General features: G+C 47.3%; 17 protein-coding genes. 7 read left to right on the forward strand and 10 right to left on the reverse strand.

The genetic code is table 11. The annotated features are described in order from the left end of the window. Positions 1-73: 73 nt before the first annotated feature. The 3 genes from EFA47_RS13370 (at position 74) to EFA47_RS13380 (ending at position 4,323) form a co-directional block, all read left to right on the forward strand. Entirely contained in the window at positions 74-691 is a 618-nt protein-coding gene (locus EFA47_RS13370) for a TetR/AcrR family transcriptional regulator (RefSeq protein WP_122643732.1), read from the forward strand. A gap of 86 nt (positions 692-777) precedes the next feature. Continuing rightward, complete coding sequence (locus EFA47_RS13375; protein ID WP_122643733.1) at positions 778-2,580, forward strand: ABC transporter ATP-binding protein; 1,803 nt, start codon at positions 778-780, stop codon at positions 2,578-2,580. Then, a complete protein-coding gene (locus tag EFA47_RS13380) occupies positions 2,581-4,323 on the forward strand; it encodes an ABC transporter ATP-binding protein (protein ID WP_122643734.1) in 1,743 nt (580 codons plus the stop codon). 187 nt (positions 4,324-4,510) lie between these two features. Here EFA47_RS13380 and EFA47_RS13385 read toward each other — a convergent pair whose 3' ends face one another. The 3 genes from EFA47_RS13385 to EFA47_RS13395 all read right to left on the reverse strand — a co-directional run bounded on the left by EFA47_RS13385 (position 4,511) and on the right by EFA47_RS13395 (position 9,136). Further along, positions 4,511-6,247 (reverse strand): ABC transporter ATP-binding protein, encoded by a 1,737-nt coding sequence (locus EFA47_RS13385; protein ID WP_122643735.1) that lies wholly within the window; start codon positions 6,245-6,247, stop codon positions 4,511-4,513. Between the two features lie 2 nt (positions 6,248-6,249). Beyond that, complete coding sequence (locus EFA47_RS13390; RefSeq protein ID WP_122643736.1) at positions 6,250-8,058, reverse strand: ABC transporter ATP-binding protein; 1,809 nt, start codon at positions 8,056-8,058, stop codon at positions 6,250-6,252. Positions 8,059-8,185: 127 nt separating this feature from the next. Next, positions 8,186-9,136, reverse strand: a complete 951-nt coding sequence (locus EFA47_RS13395; RefSeq protein WP_122643737.1) for a helix-turn-helix domain-containing protein — start codon at positions 9,134-9,136, stop codon at positions 8,186-8,188. A gap of 325 nt (positions 9,137-9,461) precedes the next feature. On the opposite strand from EFA47_RS13395, the gene EFA47_RS13400 reads away from it, so the two are divergent. Continuing rightward, the gene (locus EFA47_RS13400; protein ID WP_122643738.1) at positions 9,462-10,226 is read left to right on the forward strand and encodes an N-acetylmuramoyl-L-alanine amidase; all 765 of its coding nucleotides are present in this window, start codon (positions 9,462-9,464) and stop codon (positions 10,224-10,226) included. Between the two features lie 184 nt (positions 10,227-10,410). Continuing rightward, the gene (locus EFA47_RS13405; protein ID WP_122643739.1) at positions 10,411-12,993 is read left to right on the forward strand and encodes a PEP/pyruvate-binding domain-containing protein; all 2,583 of its coding nucleotides are present in this window, start codon (positions 10,411-10,413) and stop codon (positions 12,991-12,993) included. 199 nt (positions 12,994-13,192) lie between these two features. Here EFA47_RS13405 and glmM read toward each other — a convergent pair whose 3' ends face one another. After that, positions 13,193-14,536 carry a phosphoglucosamine mutase gene (glmM, locus tag EFA47_RS13410; RefSeq protein WP_122643740.1) on the reverse strand — a complete coding sequence of 448 codons (1,344 nt, stop codon included), beginning with the start codon at positions 14,534-14,536 and terminating at the stop codon, positions 13,193-13,195. Positions 14,537-14,613: 77 nt separating this feature from the next. After that, on the reverse strand, positions 14,614-16,017 hold the full coding sequence (locus EFA47_RS13415; RefSeq protein WP_122644542.1) for an NAD(P)/FAD-dependent oxidoreductase: 1,404 nt from the start codon (positions 16,015-16,017) through the stop codon (positions 14,614-14,616). A gap of 228 nt (positions 16,018-16,245) precedes the next feature. Here EFA47_RS13415 and EFA47_RS13420 point away from each other — a divergent pair, with 228 nt between their 5' ends. Then, entirely contained in the window at positions 16,246-17,040 is a 795-nt protein-coding gene (locus tag EFA47_RS13420) for an HAD family hydrolase (RefSeq protein WP_122643741.1), read from the forward strand. Positions 17,041-17,058: 18 nt separating this feature from the next. Then, complete coding sequence (locus EFA47_RS13425) at positions 17,059-18,432, forward strand: aldehyde dehydrogenase (protein WP_122643742.1); 1,374 nt, start codon at positions 17,059-17,061, stop codon at positions 18,430-18,432. A gap of 143 nt (positions 18,433-18,575) precedes the next feature. On the opposite strand, the gene EFA47_RS13430 is transcribed toward EFA47_RS13425, so the two are convergent. The 5 genes from EFA47_RS13430 to EFA47_RS13450 all read right to left on the reverse strand — a co-directional run bounded on the left by EFA47_RS13430 (position 18,576) and on the right by EFA47_RS13450 (position 23,277). Further along, positions 18,576-19,337 (reverse strand): DeoR/GlpR family DNA-binding transcription regulator, encoded by a 762-nt coding sequence (locus EFA47_RS13430; protein WP_122643743.1) that lies wholly within the window; start codon positions 19,335-19,337, stop codon positions 18,576-18,578. Between the two features lie 254 nt (positions 19,338-19,591). Further along, positions 19,592-20,671, reverse strand: coding sequence for an S-methyl-5-thioribose-1-phosphate isomerase (mtnA, locus tag EFA47_RS13435; protein WP_122643744.1), 1,080 nt, complete (start codon positions 20,669-20,671; stop codon positions 19,592-19,594). A gap of 20 nt (positions 20,672-20,691) precedes the next feature. Next, positions 20,692-21,156, reverse strand: a complete 465-nt coding sequence (rpiB, locus tag EFA47_RS13440) for a ribose 5-phosphate isomerase B (RefSeq protein ID WP_122643745.1) — start codon at positions 21,154-21,156, stop codon at positions 20,692-20,694. Between the two features lie 70 nt (positions 21,157-21,226). Then, positions 21,227-22,402, reverse strand: a complete 1,176-nt coding sequence (locus tag EFA47_RS13445; RefSeq protein ID WP_122643746.1) for an iron-containing alcohol dehydrogenase — start codon at positions 22,400-22,402, stop codon at positions 21,227-21,229. A 143-nt stretch (positions 22,403-22,545) separates the two neighbouring features. After that, positions 22,546-23,277 carry a hypothetical protein gene (locus tag EFA47_RS13450; RefSeq protein WP_122643747.1) on the reverse strand — a complete coding sequence of 244 codons (732 nt, stop codon included), beginning with the start codon at positions 23,275-23,277 and terminating at the stop codon, positions 22,546-22,548. Position 23,278 lies beyond the last annotated feature (1 nt).

Raw genomic sequence — 23,278 nt, forward strand, 5'->3', positions numbered from 1 at the left:
ATATACTATTGACAAGATCATCTGAAAGGTGTATTATAACACTGTCACATAGCAGTGTTACATGGAGGCCATTATGCAGGAACGTGTCTCAGACACATTGGAAAAAATTCAAAAAGCGGCTCTGAATGAGTTTTTCCAAAAAGGATTTCGCGGGGCATCCCTTCGTCAGATTGTAAAGCAGGCCGGGGTGACCACGGGAGCCTTTTACGGTTATTTTACTAATAAAGAAGCTCTGTTTGCCTCTATCGTAGAACCCCACGCCTCCGCTTTGATGAGCAGGTTTATGGCAGCTCAGATTTCTTTTGCCGGGTTGCCGGAGTCGGAACAGCCGGCGCACATGGGACAGGATTCAGGGACTTATCTGCATTGGATGGTCAAATATATCTGTCAGCACCGGGAGCCGGTCAAACTGCTGCTTTGCTGTGCCGAGGGCACCGGCTATGAACAGTTTATTCATCGCATGGTAGAGGTCGAAGTGGAATCCACCCTGCAATATATCCAGGTTCTGCGCCGCCTGGGGCAGAACGTGCCAGAAGTAGACCGACAGCTATGCCATATTCTTGCCAGCGGTATGTTCAGCGGCATCTTTGAAGTGGTAATTCACGATATGCCTTATGAACAGGCAATGCGCTATGTCAATCAGTTGCGGGGTTTTTATACTGCCGGCTGGCTAAAACTGATGACTCCATGAGCACATAGAATGAAAAGGGAATTTCCCCCTGTTTTTTCGCCCAAAGGTTAGTTATCACTAACCAATATATATAAGGAGGTTATTACATGAAAAAAGAAAAAAAGAGTGACCTGGCGACGCTGCTTGGCTATGCAGGTAGCCACAAAGGCCTGACCTTCCTGGGGTTAACCTTGTCGGCCTTGTCCATGCTGCTGAGTATGGCGCCCTACATCTGCATCTGGCTGGCAGCCAGAGATCTCATCGCTGTGGCACCCGACTGGATCCAGGCACAGAATGTTGCCCGCTACGGCTGGCTGGCCTTCGCCTTTGCGGTAGGCGGCATTGTAATTTACTTTGCCGGTCTCATGTGTACCCATTTGGCAGCCTTCCGTACGGCGTCCAACATTCGCAAACAGGGCGTTGCCCATGTGATGAAGGCTCCGCTTGGTTTTTTTGATTCCAATGCTTCCGGACTCATCCGTGGCCGGCTGGACGCAGCGGCGGCCGATACCGAGACGCTGCTTGCCCACAACCTGGCGGATATTGTCGGCACTGTCGTTCTGTTTCTAACTATGCTGGTACTGATGTTCGTCTTTGACTGGCGGATGGGAGCCGCCTGCCTGCTGGCAGCAGTTATCTCGGTAATCGCCATGTTCTCCATGATGGGCGGCAAAAACGTGCAGCTGATGGCGGAATACCAAGCTGCCCAGGATCGTATGACTAAAGCAGGCACCGAATATGTCCGGGGCATTCCCGTAGTGAAAATCTTCCAGCAGACAGTCTATTCTTTTAAAGCCTTTCAAGAGGCCATCGAGGAATACAGCAGCAAGGCAGAGTATTATCAGGCAGATGTGTGCCGGGCGCCTCAGTCCGTCAACCTAACCTTTACGGAAGGTGCTTTTGTATTTCTGGTTCCAGTAGCGCTGTTTTTGGCGCCTGGCGCCCTGGAAAACGGCAACTTTGCCGGCTTTGTCACCAACTTTGCTTTTTATGCGGTATTTTCGGCCATTATCTCCACAGCGCTGGCCAAGATTATGTTCGCCGCCTCCGGTATGATGCTGGCAGGCACCGCCTTAGGCCGCATCAACCAGGTGATGGACGCTCCCACCCTGCAGGCCCCTGCACATCCGAAAACACCTCATGGCAATAAGGTGGAATTTAAGGATGTGAGCTTTACCTATGACGGCGCACAAACACCTGCCCTCTCCCATGTCACTTTCGCGGCAGAACCGGGGCAGACCGTAGCGCTGGTAGGCCCCTCCGGCGGCGGAAAGACAACGGCAGCCAGCCTGATACCCCGATTCTGGGACGCGACTTCCGGTACAGTAGAAGTCGGCGGTGTAGATGTAACCCAGATGGATCCCCACGTGCTGATGGATCAGGTGGCTTTTGTGTTCCAGAATAACCGCCTGTTCAAAGCATCTATTTTGGAAAACGTGCGGGCTGCACGGCCCAATGCCACACGGGAGCAGGTACTCGCAGCACTCACGGCCGCCCAGTGCCAGGATATTCTCGATAAGCTGCCCAATGGGATTGACACCCAAATCGGTTCTGAGGGAACCTATCTTTCCGGCGGCGAGCAGCAGCGCATTGCCCTGGCCCGCGCCATTTTAAAGGACGCTCCCATCGTAGTGCTGGATGAAGCAACAGCCTTCGCCGATCCAGAGAATGAAGTGCTGATTCAGAAAGCCTTTTCCACGCTGACGAAAGGGCGCACCGTCATCATGATTGCCCACCGCCTGTCCACCGTGGTGGGTGCAGATAAGATCATTGTTCTGGAGGAAGGGCACATCGCCGAACAGGGCACCCATGCCGAACTTACCTCAGCAAGCGGTCTGTATGCCCGGATGTGGACTGATTATAACCGGGCAGTCCAATGGAAAATAACCAGTGAAAAGGAGGCAGAGTAAATGTTCAGTAAAAAGTTTCAGCGCAAATACGCCCTAACCGACCAGGGTATTCGCAATACCAAAAAAGGCGCTTTCTGGACGGTCATCGTCAATCTGGTTGTCATGGGCGGCATCAGCGTCCTGTATCTGATGATGTCCGGCTTTATGGGAACCCTGATAGACAAAGAAGAACTGCCCGGTGCGGCAGTTCTGATCGGTCTGGTACTCCTATTTGTCATCCTGTCCTTGGTGACCCATTTGCAGCAATACAAAGCTACCTACGGACTAGTATATAACGAGGTCAAAGCCACCCGCCTCAGCCTTGCAGAACGGCTGCGCAAGCTGCCCTTGGGTTACTTTGGCAAACGGGATCTTGCAGATTTGACCGAAACCGTCATGGGAGATGTCAACCGCATGGAGCACGTCTGGTCCCATGTTCTGGGATATCTGTACGGTTCCTATATCTCTACAGCAATCATTGCCCTCTGCCTGCTCATCTACGACTGGCGGCTGGCTATCGCCTGCCTATGGGGTGTACCAGTGGCTTTTGGACTGTTGTTCGGCAGCCGTAAAATCACCAGCCGCAGCGCTGAACAAACCAAAAAAGCGTCTGTGGTCGTCTCGGACGGAATTCAGGAAGCTCTGGAAAATGTCCGTGAAATCCGCGCCACTAACCAGGAGGAACGCTATCTCAATGGACTGAACCAAAAAATTGACGAACACGAAAGGATTATGATCCGGGGTGAGCTGGGCACAGGCCTTTTCGTCAACGCCGCCAGCGTGATCATGCGCCTGGGTGTAGCCACCACAATCCTTGAGGGAGCCAATCTCATCCTCTCCGGCCGCATCGACTTTATGCTGCTGTTTCTGTTCCTGTTAGTTATTACCCGGGTCTATGCGCCCTTTGACCAGAGTCTGGCACTTATTGCGGAGATGTTTGTCTCCCAGGTATCAGCAGACCGTATGATGGAGATTTACAACACCCCCACCGCAGAAGGAGCTGCGAAATTTAAGCCCAACGGGCATGACATCGTATTCGACCATGTGGGTTTTGCTTACGATGAGAAGGACGTCCTCCGCGATGTGAGCTTTACCGCCAAGGAGGGGGAAATCACAGCGCTGGTCGGTCCCTCCGGCTCTGGCAAAAGTACCTGCGCCCGCCTGGCTGCCAGGTTGTGGGATGTCTCCAGAGGCTCCATCAAAGTAGGCGGCGTGGATATTTCAACCATAGACCCAGAGGTATTGCTTACGGATTATTCTATGGTGTTTCAGGATGTAGTGCTCTTTGACGATACAGTCATGGAAAATATCCGTCTGGGCAAGCGGGGCGCCACAGACGACCAGGTACTGGCTGCAGCCAAAGCCGCCAACTGTGACGAATTTGTCCGCAAGCTTCCCAAAGGCTACAATACTCCCATCGGAGAAAATGGCGCCAAACTCTCCGGTGGGGAGCGGCAGCGGATTTCCATTGCCAGGGCTCTTTTAAAGGATGCGCCCATTGTGCTGCTGGACGAGGCCACCGCCAGCCTGGATGTGGAAAACGAAACTAAGGTGCAGGGGGCGCTCTCCCGCCTGCTGGCAGGCAAGACAGTTCTCGTCATCGCCCACCGGATGCGCACTGTGGAAGCAGCCGATAAGATTGTCGTCCTGGCCGACGGGCAGGTGGCGGAAGAAGGATCTCCGTCCGTGCTGATAGCCAGGGACGGACTCTACCGCCGCATGGTAAAACTGCAGCAGCAAAGTTCCCAGTGGCACATCGAATAAGTGATAACCAAAAAACGGCCTGAGAGGGAGTCATAACCCTCTCAGGCTGTTTTTCTGCGGACAACGGATGAAACCCGCTTCTTCCCCATAGAGGAAGCGCCCTATTCCCTGGTTTTCTTACGCAATATCAAAATCACCTTCAGATCCCCAGAAGCATGAAATTTCATCGCAGCCTCCTTTGCAGGAGTCACACAACCCATCCAAGGCTCTCCTTCTGTATGTGGAACAACTTGTGATACAGACCGTTCTTCTTCATCAGCTCCTCATGTGTTCCGTGCTCTGCCAGCCTGCCATTATCAAGGACAAGGATCTGGTCAGCATCCACAATAGTACGAAGCCGGTGGGCAATCACGATAACCGTCTTGCCTTCTACCAGTTTGGCAATGGCCTTCTGCACCAGGACCTCATTCTCCGGGTCGAGAGAGGCGGTTGCCTCATCTAGCAGAATAATGGGGGCATTTTTCAGCAGGGCGCGGGCGATGGAAATACGCTGACGCTCGCCGCCGGAAAGTGTGCTGCCATTTTCACCCAGAACGGTTTGATACCCGTCCGGCATCTCACGGACAAATTCATGGCAATAGGACGCTTTCGCCGCGGCCATCACCTCTTCATCTGTTGCATTTGGATTGCCCAGCCGGATATTGTTCATCACTGTATCATTGAACAGGGTCACATCCTGAAATACAAAGGACATATAGGACATTAGGCTTTCCGGCTCCATACTCCCCACGTCCCTGCCGCCCACGGTAATCTTACCCTGCCGAACATCCCAAAAGCGGGCAACCAGTTTGGAAAGTGTGCTTTTGCCCGAGCCTGACGGGCCGACCAGGGCAGTCACGCTCCCCTGAGGGATTTTACAGGAAACATCTTTGATAACATCTTCCTGATTATAGGCAAAGGTCACATGGGACAATTCAATATTGCAGTTTGGAACTGTTTTTTCTTCACCGCCCATGGCAGGGGTGGTGAGCAGGGTGCGCATACGGCTTGTGACCACATTCAAATTCAGCAGCGAGGACAGATTAGCCAAAATTGCCAAAATAGGTCCATAAATCCGTGTAACCATCAGCAGGAACATAAGCAGAGGAAGAAGCTCAATCTGCCCGTCCGTCAAAAGGATGGCTCCAACAAAGATCGTAATACCAATACCTGCCTGCAAAATCATACTGGCACTGGACATAAACACACCGACAGCCATTTCTACTTTGATGGCGATTTTCTTCATAGTTAATAGAGCTTTGTCCAATGCGTGGAAACGAGGGCCAGATAACCCGCAGGACTTGATGATCTTCATCCCCTCCAGATATTCCTGTACCTGATCGGAGGCAGCCAGTTTGGCGTCAACCTGCTTTTCAAACAGCTTCCTCTGGTGGTTTCGGCTCACCCAAATAATGAGGAACGCAGCCGGAACCGTGACGAATACACACAAAGCAAGCCGCCAATCGAAAAAGGAAAGTAGGACGCAGGTAAGAGTTACGGTAATGCCGTTTGCAATCAGGGGAGGGACCGTGCTGCTGAGCAGGGACTCCATGCTGCTGCAATCCGCCATCATATTTGTGGTCAGTTCGGAAAGATCCTTTGTGTTAAAGAAGTTCATGGGAAGTTTCCGGAGATGTTCGGCAATCCGCACACGGGTCGTGTTCGACTCCTTGTAAGAAGCAATATAAGTTTTACGGTAATCATTTTTAGCGGCCAGAAATACTAAGATGGCCGAAACGATGCCTGCACCCCACAGCATCCAAATGTGGTTCCAATGAATCGGGCCGCCGTTTATAAAGGGCGTCAGGATCTCGCTGAAGATCATTACGGTCACACAGAAGGGAAGAAGCATAGAGAGGTTCGTCAATGTGCAGGCGAAGATTGCTTGTTTCAGGTCTGCATAACCCTTGTCTGATAAAAATAAAGTTTTTTGCAATCTGCTCATAATTACACCGCCTTTCCGCTGATTTTCCAGCCAATCGCTTCTGTATAATGGTTCCACATCTGCGCATACCGTCCGCCTGCGGCCACCAGCTCATCATGTTTCCCTTCCTCAATCAAATGGCCTTTTTCCATAACGATGATCTTGTCCACATTGCGGATCGTAGAGAGGCGGTGCGCAATGATGATAACCGTTTTACCCTGCATCAGCTTTTCAAAGGCTTTCTGGATCAGGTATTCGTTCTCCGGGTCACTGAACGCTGTTGCCTCGTCAAGCACGATGATAGGCGAGTCTTTGATGATGGCCCGCGCAATGGCGATACGCTGGCGCTCGCCACCTGAAAGATGGACGCCCTTAGAACCCACTACTGTATGATACCCCTCGGGAAGTTTAGAAATAAACTCATGGCATTGTGCGGCTTTCGCCGCTGCAATCACCTGTTCCTCACTGGCACTAGGATTGCCCATGCAGATATTATCCAGAATGCTCTGTTTGAACAGGAAAATATCCTGGAATACAAAGCTGACGTGGCGCATCAGGCCACCCTCTGACATATCGCGCACATCTACGCCGCCGATGGTAATGCTGCCGGAGGACACATCCCAAAAACGGGAAATCAGATTGGCAATGGTGCTCTTGCCGCCGCCGGATGGGCCGACGATAGCCGTGACCTGTCCCTGCTTCGCCGCGAAAGATACATCTTCAAGCGCCTTCTCGGAGGTATCCCCGGTGTAGGAGAAGCTGACGTCTTTGAAAATGACATCATTACCCGCAGGCTTCTTAGGGTGATCGGTTTCCGTCAATTCAGGGATATTCAGTATCTCATCCATCCGGGCCACATTCCCATCAATCTGCATAAACGACTCAGAGATATACATAATTTTATTCAGTACGCCGGAAATAGCGGGCACAAAGAGCAGATAGAAAATAAAGGTCATTGCAAACCCCGCAAAATCATCGGTTCTGGAGCCGATCAGGATACCGGCAGGGACGAGGATCAGGTAAACATTGTTAATAATCGTAGTAAAAGCGGGCATACAGTTCTGCCAACCCAGGGAGAATTTCAGGACCCATTCTGTATAGCCGGTGATTGCCTCCTTGAGTTTTTTGAAAGAAAATGCAGTCTGGTTGAACGCCTTTACCACTGACATTCCCCGAACATACTCCACAGAAGCATTATTCATTTCCTCCAGTGCCTTTTGATACCTGCCCATGTTCTCTTTCATTTCGCCGCTGCCGAAGCCGATAAACTCTGCGGCAAAGGCCAGAATGATGCCGGCCAGAGAAAGGAGGCCAAACCGCCAGTCAACGGCCAGCAGAATAATGGCCATGGCGATAGGCGCTGTAATGGACGCGACAAAATCTGGGAACTGATGCGCAATAAACCCTTCCACACTTTCGATGTTCTCATCCATAATCTTGCGCAGGCGGCCGCTGCCAATCGTTAGATGATACCCCAACGGGATTTTAGTGATATGGTCTGCAAAGAGAACCTTCAGTTCGTACAGTGTCCCAAACGCAGCCATATGAGAGCTGAAAATAGCCAGAAAATACAGCAGAATATTTGCCAAAATCCCCGCCAGCGCCAGCCAGCCGTAATTCATTACCATATCCAACTGATCAAGGTTCGGGTAGACACCTATAATCGAGCGGATCATAAAATAAACCGCTATGTATGGGATGAACGACGCAATGGCCGCCAGTGACGAAAGAACCGCAGCCAAAAATACAAGGCCCTTTCTGTCAGAGGCTAATTCCATGCACCGTGCCAAACCCGTCTTTGGTTTCGCCTGTTTCGGCCTTTCGTTTGACATATCATAAATCCTCCTTAAATAAAATGGCGAGGTTAGAAATCACTAACCTCACCATTCATTTTAGCAATCCCCGGAAATGTCTGCTACTCCAAATCTCCGCATACAGGCCAAAAATAGCCCGTTCATACTATCTATTTTTTCGGTAATCTTTGGGCAGCATCCCATAGACAGAATGAAATGCTCTGGCAAACTTGCTTGCATTGCTATATCCCAGCTCCAATGCAATGTCCCCAATCTTCATCTTATTTTCCGAAAGCCACTGGGCGGCCAAATTCATTTTGTATTTTTTTAAATGTGCATACGGGGTATCCCCATAAATATGAGAAAATACAAGATGGAAAACTGACATGTTCAGATGTGATTCTTTTGCCAACTGCTCTACAGATACCTTTTCATCCAGATGAGAAACAAGATACTCCCGTATAGCCTTTGTAGCCTGTATCTGCTTCTTATCAAAATATTTTAAGTCGCACCCATTTACTTGCGTCAACTGATCCATGTGATAGAGCAGCTCGATAGCCTTTATTTTAAAATAGCCGATTGGCTCCCTTCCATCGGCGGCATATAATTCTGAAAATAGATACCGTAATTGCGGTGGGGTATAGCTGACATACCACCGTGTCTCCAGGCCCAGCGTTGTCCCTATCCTGTCAAGGTCAATGGGGATCATCTGCATCAACTGGCGTGTTGCCTCCGACAATGCCTGCCGGTCTATGACAAGGCTGACACCATAATACTTCCTCAAAGGAAAAGAAAAGGAAATTGGCAAATGCTCCGTTGCCGCGACGCTAAAATAGTCCTCCGGCAAATACGATACAGTATGATTGGCAAATTCGCATTCATAGCGTCCCGTCTGGCAATGCGTGATCTGGATAATATCTGGATTAAACTTCTGGGTTTTCATAGACCCGTCTGTTTCAAAGTCCAGGAAACAAAGCTGGATCCCCTCAAATAAATTATAGTTTTTCACGATGCCCCGGCCATTACAGCCATAGTCTACAACCACACAGTCATCGCTCTGGGCAAGCACTTTGGCCTGTATGCCATACCATTCTTGATTAAAATTTACTCTTCCCATTGTCATCCCCCAGATGGTTAGTTTAAACTTACTCCCGTTATGATAACATATAAATATATACGATTCAAGAAAAGACCCATTTCTCATTTTCAAAAGGGTCATTAGTTATATTGACTTTGGGAGCAGAAAGACATATAGAAACATTGTCATTGGAATATTGGGAAACCAAACACACCTGTCAGGCTCCAAAAGGATGCATCCCCAGCAACCGAGAGATAACCGCCGCCTTTGGGCACACCCACTATATGGCTGATGCCTGTGTCCAGTAACATCCTGGAACTTTTTACATATTATAAAATAGAATAATCTGAAAGGAACTAATTATATGCCTTATTCAATCATGTTAGATGCAGGGCACGGCGGCCGTGACCCAGGAGCAGTGTATAACGGCCGCCAGGAGAAGGATGATGCCCTGCGCCTTACGCTGGCCGTTGGGGAAATCCTTCAAAATAATGGTATCGATGTACTGTACACAAGAACTACCGATATCTACCAAACCCCTTATGAAAAAGCGATGGAGGCAAATAACGCAGGAGTTGATTTCTTTATATCTATACACAGGAATTCATTCCCCACAGATAATGTTGTATCCGGGGTCGAAACACTTGTATATAACAAATCTGGAATTAAGCTGCAGATGGCTGAAAATATCAATGAACAGCTGGAGGCCGTAGGTTTCGTCAATCTCGGAGTTAAAGAACGCCCCAACCTGGTCGTGCTCAAGCGCACAAAAATGCCAGCTGTACTGGTCGAAGCCGGTTTTATCAACTCCAATACAGACAACCAGCTTTTTGATAATAATTTTGATGACATTGCCCAGGCTATAGCCTCCGGGATACTAGACACATTAGAGATGGACCATATCATTGACCCGCCTGGGTATAGAGTCCAGGTAGGCGCCTTTAGGAACCCTACTTATGCAAACCGGCTCCTCAATGAACTATTAGAGCAGGATTTCCCGGCATCAGTAGTAGATTCTGATGGCTTTTTCAGAGTGCAGGTAGGAAATTACAATACTCTGGATGATGCCACAGCCATGGAACAGCGGCTAAAACGTGCCGGTTATTCCACTGTGCTTGTAAACCGTTGATTTCTGCATTCCCTGTACACCTTTTGTATTCCCATTGGCGGACAGGGTTATAATCATTAAAAACCAAGGCCTTATCATATTCTGCAGATTTTTTATATAAAAACTCTGCAGAATTTTGATTTTTCTGACATTTGTGGTAAACTGGATATCATAGCTATGTCCAAGAGGTAAACGGAGGAAAATTATGGAGAATATTAAACAAATCAGTACAGGACTTCCGGGTGCAGATGAAATTATCGGCTGCCTCCGCCCCGGGGATAATGTGGTCTGGCAGGTGGACTCTCTAGAAGCATACTTCTTTGCTGCCAAACATTTTATGGGGCAGGCCATACAGGATAACCGGCCAGTTATCTATATCCATTTCGGCAACCATGCCCCAATCTTCAAGGAAACATCCACGAAATATACTGATACTGATTTTACAGTCTGCCGTATAGATGCCCTCAGCGGATTCGAATCCTTTACCAGCCGGATATACCAGATCATTTCCAGGGGAAGCGCCAATACAATCTATATATTTGACTGCCTGACAGAATTACAGAAATACTGGTGTTCTGACTTAATGACAGCTAATTTTTTCCAGGTTATTTGCCCTTTATTATTTAAAAGGAATGCCATATCATACTTTGCGTTACAGAGAGGACCACACACACATGACACGATAGCACGGATACGGAATGTAACACAACTTTTGCTCAACCTGTATGCCATTGACGGCCGGTATTATTTACACTCCCTAAAAGTGTGGCAGCGCTATTCACCTGTCATGTTCCTGCCCCATCTAATAACAGAGGGCAAAGCTGTCTGCATCACTGACAGCGCCAGGTCTGCAGATTTATTCTCCCGGTTCCAGGCCAATAATGAAAGACTGGATTACTGGGATACTTGCTTTGAAAAAGCTAAGTCCTGTCTTAATAAGCCTCTCTCCAGCCAGCGTACTGCCAAAGAACAGCTCCTGAACCTCCTGATTGGAAAAGACTCACGTATCGCTTCTCTTTGCAGAGAATATTTTTCCTTATCTGATTTAATCCAGATTGAAGAACGGGAGATTGGCACAGGCTTTATAGGGGGCAAGGCGGTTGGAATGCTGCTGGCCCGCAAGATACTGGAAGTAAGGAACCCAGATTTTTATAAAGAACATATGGAAATGCATGACTCCTACTATATAGGCTCCGATGTATTCTATACGTATATTGTACAAAATGACGCCTGGTACCTGCGCATGAGGCAGAAAGCTGAAGAAGGTTTCTTTACGGCTGCCCCGGAATTAAAGGATAAACTGCTAACAGGCCACTTTCCTGAGAATATAAAAGAACAGATTATGGCAATGCTGGAATATTTCGGCCAGTCCCCTATTATAGTCCGTTCCAGCTCTCTTTTGGAGGACAACTTCGGCAATGCATTTGCAGGAAAATATGACAGTTTCTTTTGCCCAAACCAGGGTACGCCCAGTGAACGTTATCATGATTTTATGGAGGCTGTCAGAAAAGTATATGCCAGCACTATGAGCCAGGAGGCATTGGAATACCGGTACAACCGCAGCCTTTCTAAAAAGGACGAACAGATGGCCCTTCTTGTCCAGCGGGTGTCCGGCGATTATCACGGAAAATATTTTTTCCCCCACTTGGCCGGTGTGGGAAACTCCTCCAATCTTTTTGTATGGGATAAAAACACAGATCCTTCTAAAGGGATGCTGCGCCTAGTGCTGGGCATGGGAACCCGGGCAGTGGACAGGGTAAACACAGATTATCCAAGAATTATCACTCTCGACAAGCCTGAGAGGCCCCCGCTTATCACCTATGGAGATGAACGTAAATTTTCCCAGCATTATGTAGATGTAATTAACCTAGAGGCAAATGAATTTCAGACCATTCCTGTACAGGAAGCAGAAAACCTCCCTCTTAAGACAAACCCAAGGCTTTTTATGGAACCTGACTATGAACTTTCCAGATATTTCCGGGAGGCCGGCCAGAAGAACCGCAAAATCCCTGCAATTGTCAGCTTTACACGGCTCTTGCGCCATACAGATTTTCCGGCTTTAATGGAACACGTACTGGCCGCAATATCCCAGACCTATGATTACCCAGTGGATATCGAGTTTACTTGTAATTTTGATGAGGACGAGAACTACAGAATTAATCTCCTCCAATGCCGCCCCCTTCAGACAAAGGGACTCGGGAGGACCATTGAATTTCCTGATAGAATTGATCAATCCCGTGTCTACTTTTCGTCCAAAGGGAGTTTTATGGGCGGAAATGTCCGCCTTCCTGTAAACTATATTATCTTTGTAAAAATCAGGCCCTATCTGGAACTTTTAGAACACCAGAAGTATGCTGTCGCAGGACAGATAGGCGTTCTCAACCGTATTCTAAAGGACAGGCACGCTATCCTTATCGGCCCAGGGCGCTGGGGCACCACCACTCCTACCCTGGGCGTGCCTGTCCGCTTCACAGATCTGTGCAACATGAATGCAATCTGTGAAGTTTCTTATGAGAACCTGGGACTGATGCCGGAATTATCCTATGGGAGCCATTTTTTCCAGGATATTGTAGAGTCTAATGTATTTTATATTGCCCTGTTCCAGAGCGATGGACAGGTAGACTTCCACGAGGATAAGATTCTTTCACATCCCAATATACTGGACAGGCTTCTTTCAGGGAGTTCTGAAGAAGAGATTTATTCCGATATCATACATGTGTCCGATGTAAGCCATGAGAACCTGGAAATCTATTCAGATATTGTAACACAGCGCTTAATCTGCACTTGATCAACATACAGGGGGTTTAAGGCCCCGGGGAACCGTTGGTTTCCGCCCGGCCATAGACTCTAAGGGCATATGTCAGAGATTAACACATAGGGACTGCCGCAAAACACAAAATTTCAGCCGGATATTACAAATCAACCAGAATGAAAATTTTGTTTTGCAGCAGTCCCCATTGAAAATCAGGCTTCAGGCTCTGTCCCTTTTATACTTCCAATCCCTCTGCACGTATTACCTGAATTACCTGATCCACATATTTCTCACATAACTCATCTGTGGATGCCTCCACCATTACACGAATAACAGGCTCCGTGCCACTTTCACGCACAAGAATCCTTCCCTCTGCCCCAAGTGCTGTCCCCACTTCTTCCACTGCTTTTTTTACTGCAGCATTTTCTCTTGCTGTCTTTTTGTCTGTAACACGGATGTTTTTAAGAAGCTGAGGATAAATCTTGACCTCCTCACATAATTTCTCCAATGTCTGCTTCTTCTCCATAATGACTTCCATAAGCATCAGGGAGGTGAGGATACCGTCGCCAGTCCTTGCATGTTTGCTGAAAATAATATGCCCTGACTGCTCTCCCCCTAAAACAAATCCATTCTGCAGCATATTTTCATACACATACTTATCGCCTACTGCCGTCTGTTCATATTTCATGCCGATTCTGTCACATGCCTTGTATAATCCAAGGTTAGACATAATTGTTGTGACAATCGTATTTCCAGCCAGCCTTCCCTGTTCCATCAGATATTTTCCACACACATAAAGTATCAGGTCTCCGTCTACCACACTGCCCTGTCCGTCTACAGCAATACAGCGGTCTGCATCCCCATCATAGGCAAACCCCACATCCAGCTTATTTTCCCTGACGTAGTTTTGGAGAGTTTCTATGTGGGTAGAACCGCATCCGGCATTAATGTTAGTCCCGTCAGGCTCATTATTAATTACATATGTTTTTGCTCCCAACGCATCATATACACTCTTTGCAATACTGAAAGCACTGCCATTGGAACAGTCGAGGCCAATCTTCATATCCTTAAAGGAACGGGTAGCCAATGAAATCAAATGCCCTATATAGCGGTTTCTCCCTGCTGCATAATCTATTGTACGTCCGATATTCTCCCGGACAGCCAGTGGAAGTTCCTCAATATCCCCATCAATATATGCCTCAATTTTCTCCTCCACTTCTGCTTCCATCTTATGGCCCTGCCCATTAATCACCTTGATCCCATTGTCATAAAATGGGTTATGGCTTGCCGATATCATAATGCCGCAGTCAAAGTCCTCCGTACGCACCACGTAAGACACACTGGGCGTTGTGGTCACATGCAGCAGATACGCATCCGCCCCGGAAGCAGTCAGGCCGGAGGCAAGCGCATATTCATACATATAGCTGCTTCTTCTCGTATCTTTCCCAATTACAATTCTTGCTTTGTGGTCACGCCCGAAATACCAGCCAAGATAACGACCCACCTTAAAAGCGTGCTCTACTGTCAATACTACATTGGCTTCCCCGCGAAACCCGTCTGTTCCAAAATATTTTCCCATAGTCTTTTCCTCTTAATCTTTTTTATCTGATCCTGCTGCCTCAGCACGATTCCACTGTTATTATATTCTTATCTGTTTCAGGATACAACATTTTTTTCCAGAATGGCCCTTGCCACGCACAATCCGTTGGCCGACGCCTGCTGCAGCCCCCTGGTGACAGACGCCCCGTCCCCCATGGCCCGCAGTCCTTTAACGCTTGTCTCAAAAGACTCATTTACAATGACTTTATTTGAGTAAAATTTCACCTCCACGCCATACAGTAATGTCTCGTCGCTGGCGATGCCCGGAGTCACTTTGTCAAGCGCTTTGATCATCTCATCAATGGCAACCATAATCCGGTGAGGGAATACAAGTGAAAGATCACCTGGGACAGCATCCTTTAATGTAGGCGTAATATTGTTCCTGAGAAGGCGTTCTTTCGTGGTGCGGCGCCCCCGCCTGAAATCTCCGTATCTTTGGAGCAGTATCCTGCCCCCGCAGAGCATATTCCCCAGCTGTGCAATATGCTTGCCATATTCAATTGGCGACTTAAAGGGTTCCGTAAAATTCTTTGAAACCAGAAGCGCAAAATTTGTATTATTTGTTTTCATATCCTTTGACTTATAGGCATGTCCATTCACAACAGCAAGGCCATTCTCATAGTACTCTGTAGCAACCTCACCTGACGGGTTGGTACAGAATACCCGGACTTTATCGTCAAAAGTAGGCGTATAATATACCAGTTTGGCCTCGTATAGCTTCTCATTGAGCTCCTTCATAATTTCATCCCGGACTTCCACACGCACACCTACATCTACAGTCCCATTCCTAGTCTCAATGTTATATTCCCTGCAAATATGGGCAAACCATTCGGATCCCTCCCGTCCCACGCCTGAGACAATCTCCTGGGCATAAAACTTCTCGCCTTTATCTGTTACAATCCCCTTAGCCGCATTATCCTCGATGATAATATCTGACACCATTGTCTTAAAAAGGATCTCCACACCTTCCTTAAGTAAATGCTGTTGGAGGCGGGTATAAATCTTATACCCCTCTTCAGTTCCCAAATGGCGGATTGGGCATTCGATGAGCTTTAGGTTGGCCTGGATTGCCTTTGTACGGATGTCCGTAATAGCCTGCTGGTCCTCGATTCCATATATCTTTGTATCTGCCCCAAATTTAAGATAAATACTGTCCGCCTCATGGATTAACTCTGTGGCCTTTTCATAACCCAGAATCTCGGGAAGGGTGCCGCCCACGTCCGGGGACAAGGATAACTTTCCGTCGGAAAAGGCCCCCGCCCCCGCAAATCCCGTAGTAATTGAGCACGGCTGACAGCCTACACATACCTTTGTCTTTCTCTTTGGGCACTGTCTATCCTCAATACTGCGCCCTTTTTCTACCATCAGCACTTTTAAATCCGGCCTCCTGCGCTTTAATTCATATGCGCAGAAAATCCCGGAGGGCCCTGCCCCAATAATAATTACATCATACTGATTCATATCATACCTCGGCTTTCTTAAAAACACGCTTTAAACCTTCTTTATAGTAGCACACAACTTTTTGCAGGACAAGGGTATACAACCTGATTCATATCATGTAATATATATACCATATAGATTATACAAAGGGAAAATGCCCTGAAGGGTATTTCATGCGAAGTACCGGCAGATCCATACATAAATTAAATCTGCCGGATATTTATAGGTATATTTGGAGGTGTTTTGTTTATGATAAAGTTAGTAGCCAGCGACCTGGATGGTACATTACTGCAGGGAGGCGCCCAGGCCCTTACCCCTCATGCCATCGACCTTATTCACCGGCTTACTCAAAAAGGCATCATTTTCGTTTCCGCCAGCGGACGGCAATATGACAACCAGCGGCTGGTATTTGAAAAAATTAAGGATGAGATTTCATATATAGCTGAAAATGGTTCTATTTGTGTACATCAGGGCAAAGTAATTTCAAGAGCCACAATCGATGATAGGCTTGCCTCAAGAATCGTTTCAGAAATCAAGAAACAGAAGCATTTTGAAATTGTTATATCCAGGGAGGATTCCTGTTTTATTGAGGACAATGACCCAGCATTTGTGGATCATATTGTCAATGTCATGAAGAATACGACCCAGGTCGTAAAAGATGTCTCCACTGTCAGCGGCCCGATTTTGAAAATTGCCATCTGCAATATGAACGACGGCCCACATATCATGGATAAGTATCTCAAGTATTTGCAAAATATGTTCGGCAATGAAATCAAGATTGTGACCTCTGGGAATATCTGGATAGACTTTATCGCCCCAGGCGCCAACAAAGGGACCGCCCTTGAAAATATGATGAAGCTTTTCCATGTTACGCCCAAAGAATGTATGGCTTTTGGGGATCAGTATAATGATGTGGAAATGCTGCAGCTTGTTGGGACTAGCTACGCAATGTCCAATGCGGCTCCCGGTATTTCCTACTATTCTACTTATGTGACAGATTCTGTGGAAGATGTGCTTGAAGATTTATTAAGCGAACTCGATTAAAGACAAGGAGTGAATATAATGGCTGATACAAAAACTCTCGTGCAAAACCAGCGCGGCTATTTTATGCAGAATCATACAAAATCTATTAATTTCCGCCGGAAACAGCTTTTACTGTTAAAAAGAGCACTGCATCATTACGAAAAGGATATACTACAGGCACTCCATAAAGATTTGAATAAGGCTCCCTTTGAAGCCTATGCTACGGAATTAGGTATTGTAAAGGAAGAGCTGTCCTTTATGCTGAGATATTTACGAAAGCTCTCCCGCCCCATAAAAGCGAAAGTTTCCGTCTCCCAATTCCCGGCCAGCTCCTATATCCTAAAGGAACCTTACGGAGTCGTACTAATTATGTCCCCTTGGAATTATCCGTTCCAACTGACACTGGTTCCGCTGATTGGCGCCATAGCTGCTGGCAACTGTGCAGTTGTCAAGCCTTCCGCCTACTCCCCTCATACCTCAAAAATAATAGCCAGGCTGCTCCACAGTATTTATCCTGAAGATTATGTAAGTGTAATTTTAGGCGGGCGCAAGGCGAATACGTCCCTGCTGGAGCAAAAATTTGATTATATCTTTTTTACTGGAGGGACTGAGGTTGGAAAAGCGGTCATGAGTGCCGCGGCACGCCACCTCACCCCTGTGACACTTGAACTGGGAGGTAAAAGTCCCTGCATTGTGGATGATACAGCCAACTTAAAACTGGCGGCTAAAAGGATTGCATGGGGAAAGTTCCTCAATGCAGGACAGACTTGTGTGGCACCCGACTATGTGCTGGTCCACTCCAGCATAAAGCAGGAATTTATTGATTTGCTCTGGAAATATGTGCGCAGTTTCTATGGAACCCATCCACAGAATAATCCCGAGTATCCCAGAGTAATCACCCAAAAGCACTATGACCGGCTTATGTCGTTAATAGCAGAAGAGGACGATATCCGTTATGGTGGGAATTCTAACCCTGACACCCGGCAGATCGAGCCGACACTGATCCATAACGCTGGCTGGGATAGCGCTGCCATGAGGGAAGAGATTTTTGGCCCTCTTCTTCCGATTATCGCATATACAGATTTGGAGGATAGTATTTATAAAATAAAAGAACGCCCCAAACCATTGGCTCTCTATCTTTTTACTCAATCGGACAAGGTGCGAAGTAAAATTCTCCGCCAAATATCTTTTGGCGGCGGCTGTATCAACGATACTGTCATCCACCTTGCCTCCTCCTCCCTCCCATTCGGAGGGGTGGGCGCCAGTGGAATGGGCAGCTACCACGGAGCAGAAAGTTTCCGCACTTTCTCACACCAGAAGAGTATCGTAGATAAAAGAACATCCATTGATATCCCCCTCCGGTACCCCCCTTATCATGACAAGCTCAAATGGCTTAAGCTTATGCTTCGATGACACTTTTATCTTAATATTAAGGGATGCAGCCAGGGCATATAGCATGGGACTGCTGTAAAATGATTTCCTTGGCCCAAAGGCTACGGGCTGAATTAATCATTTTACAGCAGTCCTATATTTTATGGTTCCTGCCTAATTCTGGCCTATGCAATAATAAGAGGGATATGTTCCTCCTCTGCCCGGCCGATATATTCCTTATTCACCTGGCTGTCAGTAATAATTGTATGGATCCTATCAAGAGGGCATATAACTGACAGATACCCTCCTCCAAATTTACTGCTGTCTGCCAGCACATACACCTTATCCGCCACTTTTATGACTGCCTGCTTAATCTGCATCTGTGGATGGGAGATGGATGTCACCCCGGCATCAAAATTAATTCCATGGACGCCGATAAATGCCTTGTCTACATGGAACCTCTGAATATCCTCAGCAGCCTCTTCTCCCATCGTGGCGGCTAGGTATCCCCCCACTGGACCGCCCACCATATATAAATCTACATGCTTCAAATCTGCAAGCTCATTGCCAGACATCAGGGAGTTTGTCACAACGGCTATCCTCTTCTCAGGATGCTGCTTAATATGGAGCGCAAGATAAAATCCTGTGGAAGAGTCATCTATAATAATCGTATCTCTATCCTCAATATGTTCGTATGCACAGGCTGCAATCGCTCTCTTTTGATCTGTATTCCGGTAAATACTCTCTGCAGAATATTTTTTTTGAGGGTTTTCTTCTATCTTAAGGGCACCTCCATGTGTTCTAATCAGAAGTCCTGCCCGTTCCATGCATTTGATATCATTCCGGATTGTCACTTCAGAACAGCCCAGCTCTGCACTTAATTCATTCACACGAACCTTCCCTTTTTCCTCCAGTTCCTGTAATATTTTTCTTCTGCGTTCTTCCATACTGTTCTCCTATGCAATTTAAGAAAAGAGTTCCGAAACGCACACCACAATTATATGAGAATTATATACCGATTCTCTTCCCCTGTCCATATTTTAACAAAAACAAAGTGATAATTTCCTTAACTAACCAAATATAGTGCATCCCGCCGCAAAGTATTATATGCCTTAGCCATACAGCCGGGCGGGGCCTCCTTATAACTAGAATCCCCCTATTTTATGCACCAAGCGCCGGACTCCCAAGCTCTATTGAACTGTCATTGATTCCGGGTTTTAGAGTCAAATATCCGGCCCAGGGACTCTTTATAGGGAGCTCTTGCTACACCAAATTCAGTTATAATTCCATCTATCAGGCCATGGTCTGTAACATCAAAGCAGGGATTATATGCTTTAACCCCTTCAGGCGCCATCCGCTTCTCATACCACATTTCTGTGATTTCATCTGCACCTCGCTCCTCAATAGGAATCTCCTCTCCCGACTGCAGGGACATGTCAATTGTGGCAGTAGGAGCACATACATAGAAAGGTATCCCATAATACTTTGCCACTGCAGCAACCACGGACGTTCCTATTTTATTTGCAGTATCCCCATTGGAAGCAACCCTGTCGCACCCTACAAATACTGCATCTACCAGCCCCTTTTTCATCACCATGCCCGCCATGTTATCACAGATTAATGTCACATCCATCCCCGCCTCCTGGAGCTCAAAGGCTGTCAGCCTGGCTCCCTGTAGGAGAGGGCGGGTTTCATCCACATAGATTCTAAATCCGTATCCTCTCTCCATGCCAAGATACATAGGAGCCGTAGCTGTGCCATATTTTATGGCTGCCAATTTACCTGCGTTGCAATGTGTCAGCAGTCCAGATCCAGGCTTCACAAGCGCAAGTCCATGTTCCCCAATACTTCTGCAGACTTCAATATCCTCCTGGCGGATTCGCAAGGCCTCCTGGCGAAGCAGAGCTTTTACCTGATATACTTTCTGCTCCATATTATGCAGGACTACAGCTTCCATCCGGTCCAATGCCCAAAATAAATTCAATGCAGTGGGACGGGAAGATGCCAAGTATCCTTTGGCCCTTTGGAATTCCTTTTTAAATTCTTCCATACTGCCTGTCTCCGCGCCCTTCACAGCCAGATATACACCTATGGCTGCCGCCACGCCGATGGCCGGGGCACCTCTGACCTTCAGCAGGCGGATAGCCTCCCATGTCTCCTCCAGGCCTGTCAAGGACAGCATCTCAATACAGCCGGGAAGTTTTGTCTGGTCAATAATTACCAGAGCACTGTTCTCATCGTCCAGTAAAACGGTATCACAGTCAAGTACATTCTGTCTCATATAGTGTTATCTCCCGTCTTTTAAACACAAGATCCCTGGTTCCATCTCTCCTCAATGGCATCCAGCATATCTACTCTTCTCTGATGCCGGCCGCCGAGCTCAAACTCTGTATCCAGCCAGACCTCCACAATCATTTTCGCCAGTTCCACCCCAATAACCCGCGACCCAAAAGCCAGTATATTGCAGTTATTATGCATACGGGCCATGCGGGCAGTAAAAGGCTCACTGCACACTGCTGCACGGACTCCTTTGACTTTATTAGCCGCCAGTGAGATCCCCAGGCCTGTCCCGCATATCAGGATCCCCTGGTCCACTTTCTTATCTGCCACGGCCCGCCCAACTATCTCACCATAGTGTGGGTAATCACAGCTTTCTGACGAATTCGTCCCATAATCGATAACCTCATGCCCTCTCTGTTCAAGATATTCAATAATTTCTGCCTTCATCTCCAAGGCTGAATGGTCATTTCCAATCCCTATTTTCATCTTCTTTCATCTCCTATCCAGACATAATCAGCCTGTTTTTCTCTTCCCAGAGCGTATTTGGCAGCTCACTTCAGAGCGCCAGCCGGTAAATATTCTCTACGTCTGTTTTTCCCAGCTTTACAAATCCTCCAACCTTGCCTCCTCTGTTATCTCCAAAACAACACTTCTGGGCCATGGCCTCAATATCCTCTTCTTTGGCGCCTATTTCCCCAAATGTCACAGGCATGCCGATAGACCGCAGAAACTGTTTAAACGCTTGAATCCCATCCAGAGCCGTATTCACAGGATTCTTAAAGTCCATTTGGCATCCCCACAGCCTGACTGCTATCTGGGCAAAACGCATAGGGTCATGCCCCACATTATATTGCATCCATGCGGGAAAGATTACTGCAAGCCCGGCACCATGGGCGCAGTCATAGACAGCGCTTAACTCGTGCTCTATATCATGGCTGGCCCAATCCTGATCCCGCCCTACGCCGCAGATATTATTGTGGGCCACCATGCCTGCCCACATAATATTTGCCCGGGCCTCATAGTCGTCTGGATCTGTGATTACTTTCGGAACCTCTTTTACCATTGTGAGCAGGATCCCTTCACAGAGCCGGTCTGTAATCTCCACATCCTTTGTATTCGTAAAATAGCGCTCAAATACATGGGCCATTATATCTGTTGCTCCACAGGCTGTCTGATACGCAGGAAGCGTCTGTGTAAGGGCCGGATTTAAGATAGAAAACGCCGGCCTGATTCCCTCCCCAGTGGCCCCCCTTTTGAACATTCCATCTTCTTTTGTTATAACAGAATCAGGAGAACCTTCACTTCCTGCGGCTGCTATTGTCAAAATGGTACCCACTGGCAGCGCACGCTCAATGACTTTCCCCTGATAAAAATCCCAGAAATCTCCTTCATAGACAGCACCTGCAGCAATAGCTTTGGCAGAATCAATGGTACTTCCGCCGCCCACAGCCAAGACAAAATCCACGCCCTCTTTTCTGCACAGTTCAATCCCCTCATATACCAGCCCGCTTCTCGGATTGGGTTTCACGCCGCCCAACTCAGTATACTCCAGGCCTTCTTGCTCAAGAGACTCTTTTACCCTGCCAAGAAGCCCTGAACGCTTTACACTTCCCCCTCCATAATGGATCAGCACCTTGCTTCCCCCAAACCTTTTCACATAATGTCCGGCTTCCCTCTCTTTTTCCTTCCCAAACACAAAATACGTGGGACTGTAAAACGTAAAATCCTTCATCATACCGTCTCCTTTTATTTTATGTTTTTTATTATATCATACCTTGCTGGACGCAGTCCACCCGTCCGAAGGACTTGCATTAAGGGGTGCCCTTTGGGTATACCTTGCTGGTCGCAGTCCACCCGTCCGAAGGACTTGCATTATTATCCTCTAAGCTCTGTCCTTCGCACCACCATATACGCGCCAGCGCCAAAAAGGCCAATAAGCAGAATCAGTAACAGGATTGGATATATAAGATTGACTGTACCATCGGCCATAAAACCACATCCTTTATATAAAAATTCCAGAAGTCCATCCACAGTCCCTCCCGGAAGCACAAACTGAAAGATTGCAATGACAATCAGCACAAAAGCTACGACCCCAATCCCTAAATAAAGAGAGCCTCTTTTTTCAAGTTTATTAATAGCCAGAATCACAAGATAAAACAAGCTGCATATAAGCATATAGACAAAGAATAACCAAAGCCAGCCCATAAACACTGAATGTCCATATCCATACAGGCTACCAAATATAGTATCATAATCATTAGATATAGCCGTGTGCAGCACCTTTCCTATAACCGTGTCCACCAGTGACATAATAGCTGCATCAAAGATAAATAAAGAAAAGGTTGCTAAATAGATATATTTCCGGGTATAGCCATTTTGTATCAACATTTTAAAGTCTTCCTTAAAGCCTAATACACCTAAAACACCTATAAAGACCATACTATTCATTTCCAGGCAATTCGTACCCACTCCGTCAAAACTGCCTGTACTAAATCCAGCAATCAGATAAATCACCCCAACTACTAAAAAAGAAGCCAAATAAAATATCCAAATATATTTAAAAGACGTTGCACACTCATAGTGGACAGCAGCACTTAATTTTCTCATC

Source organism: Luxibacter massiliensis, from assembly GCF_900604355.1.
Lineage (GTDB): Bacteria > Bacillota > Clostridia > Lachnospirales > Lachnospiraceae > Luxibacter > Luxibacter massiliensis.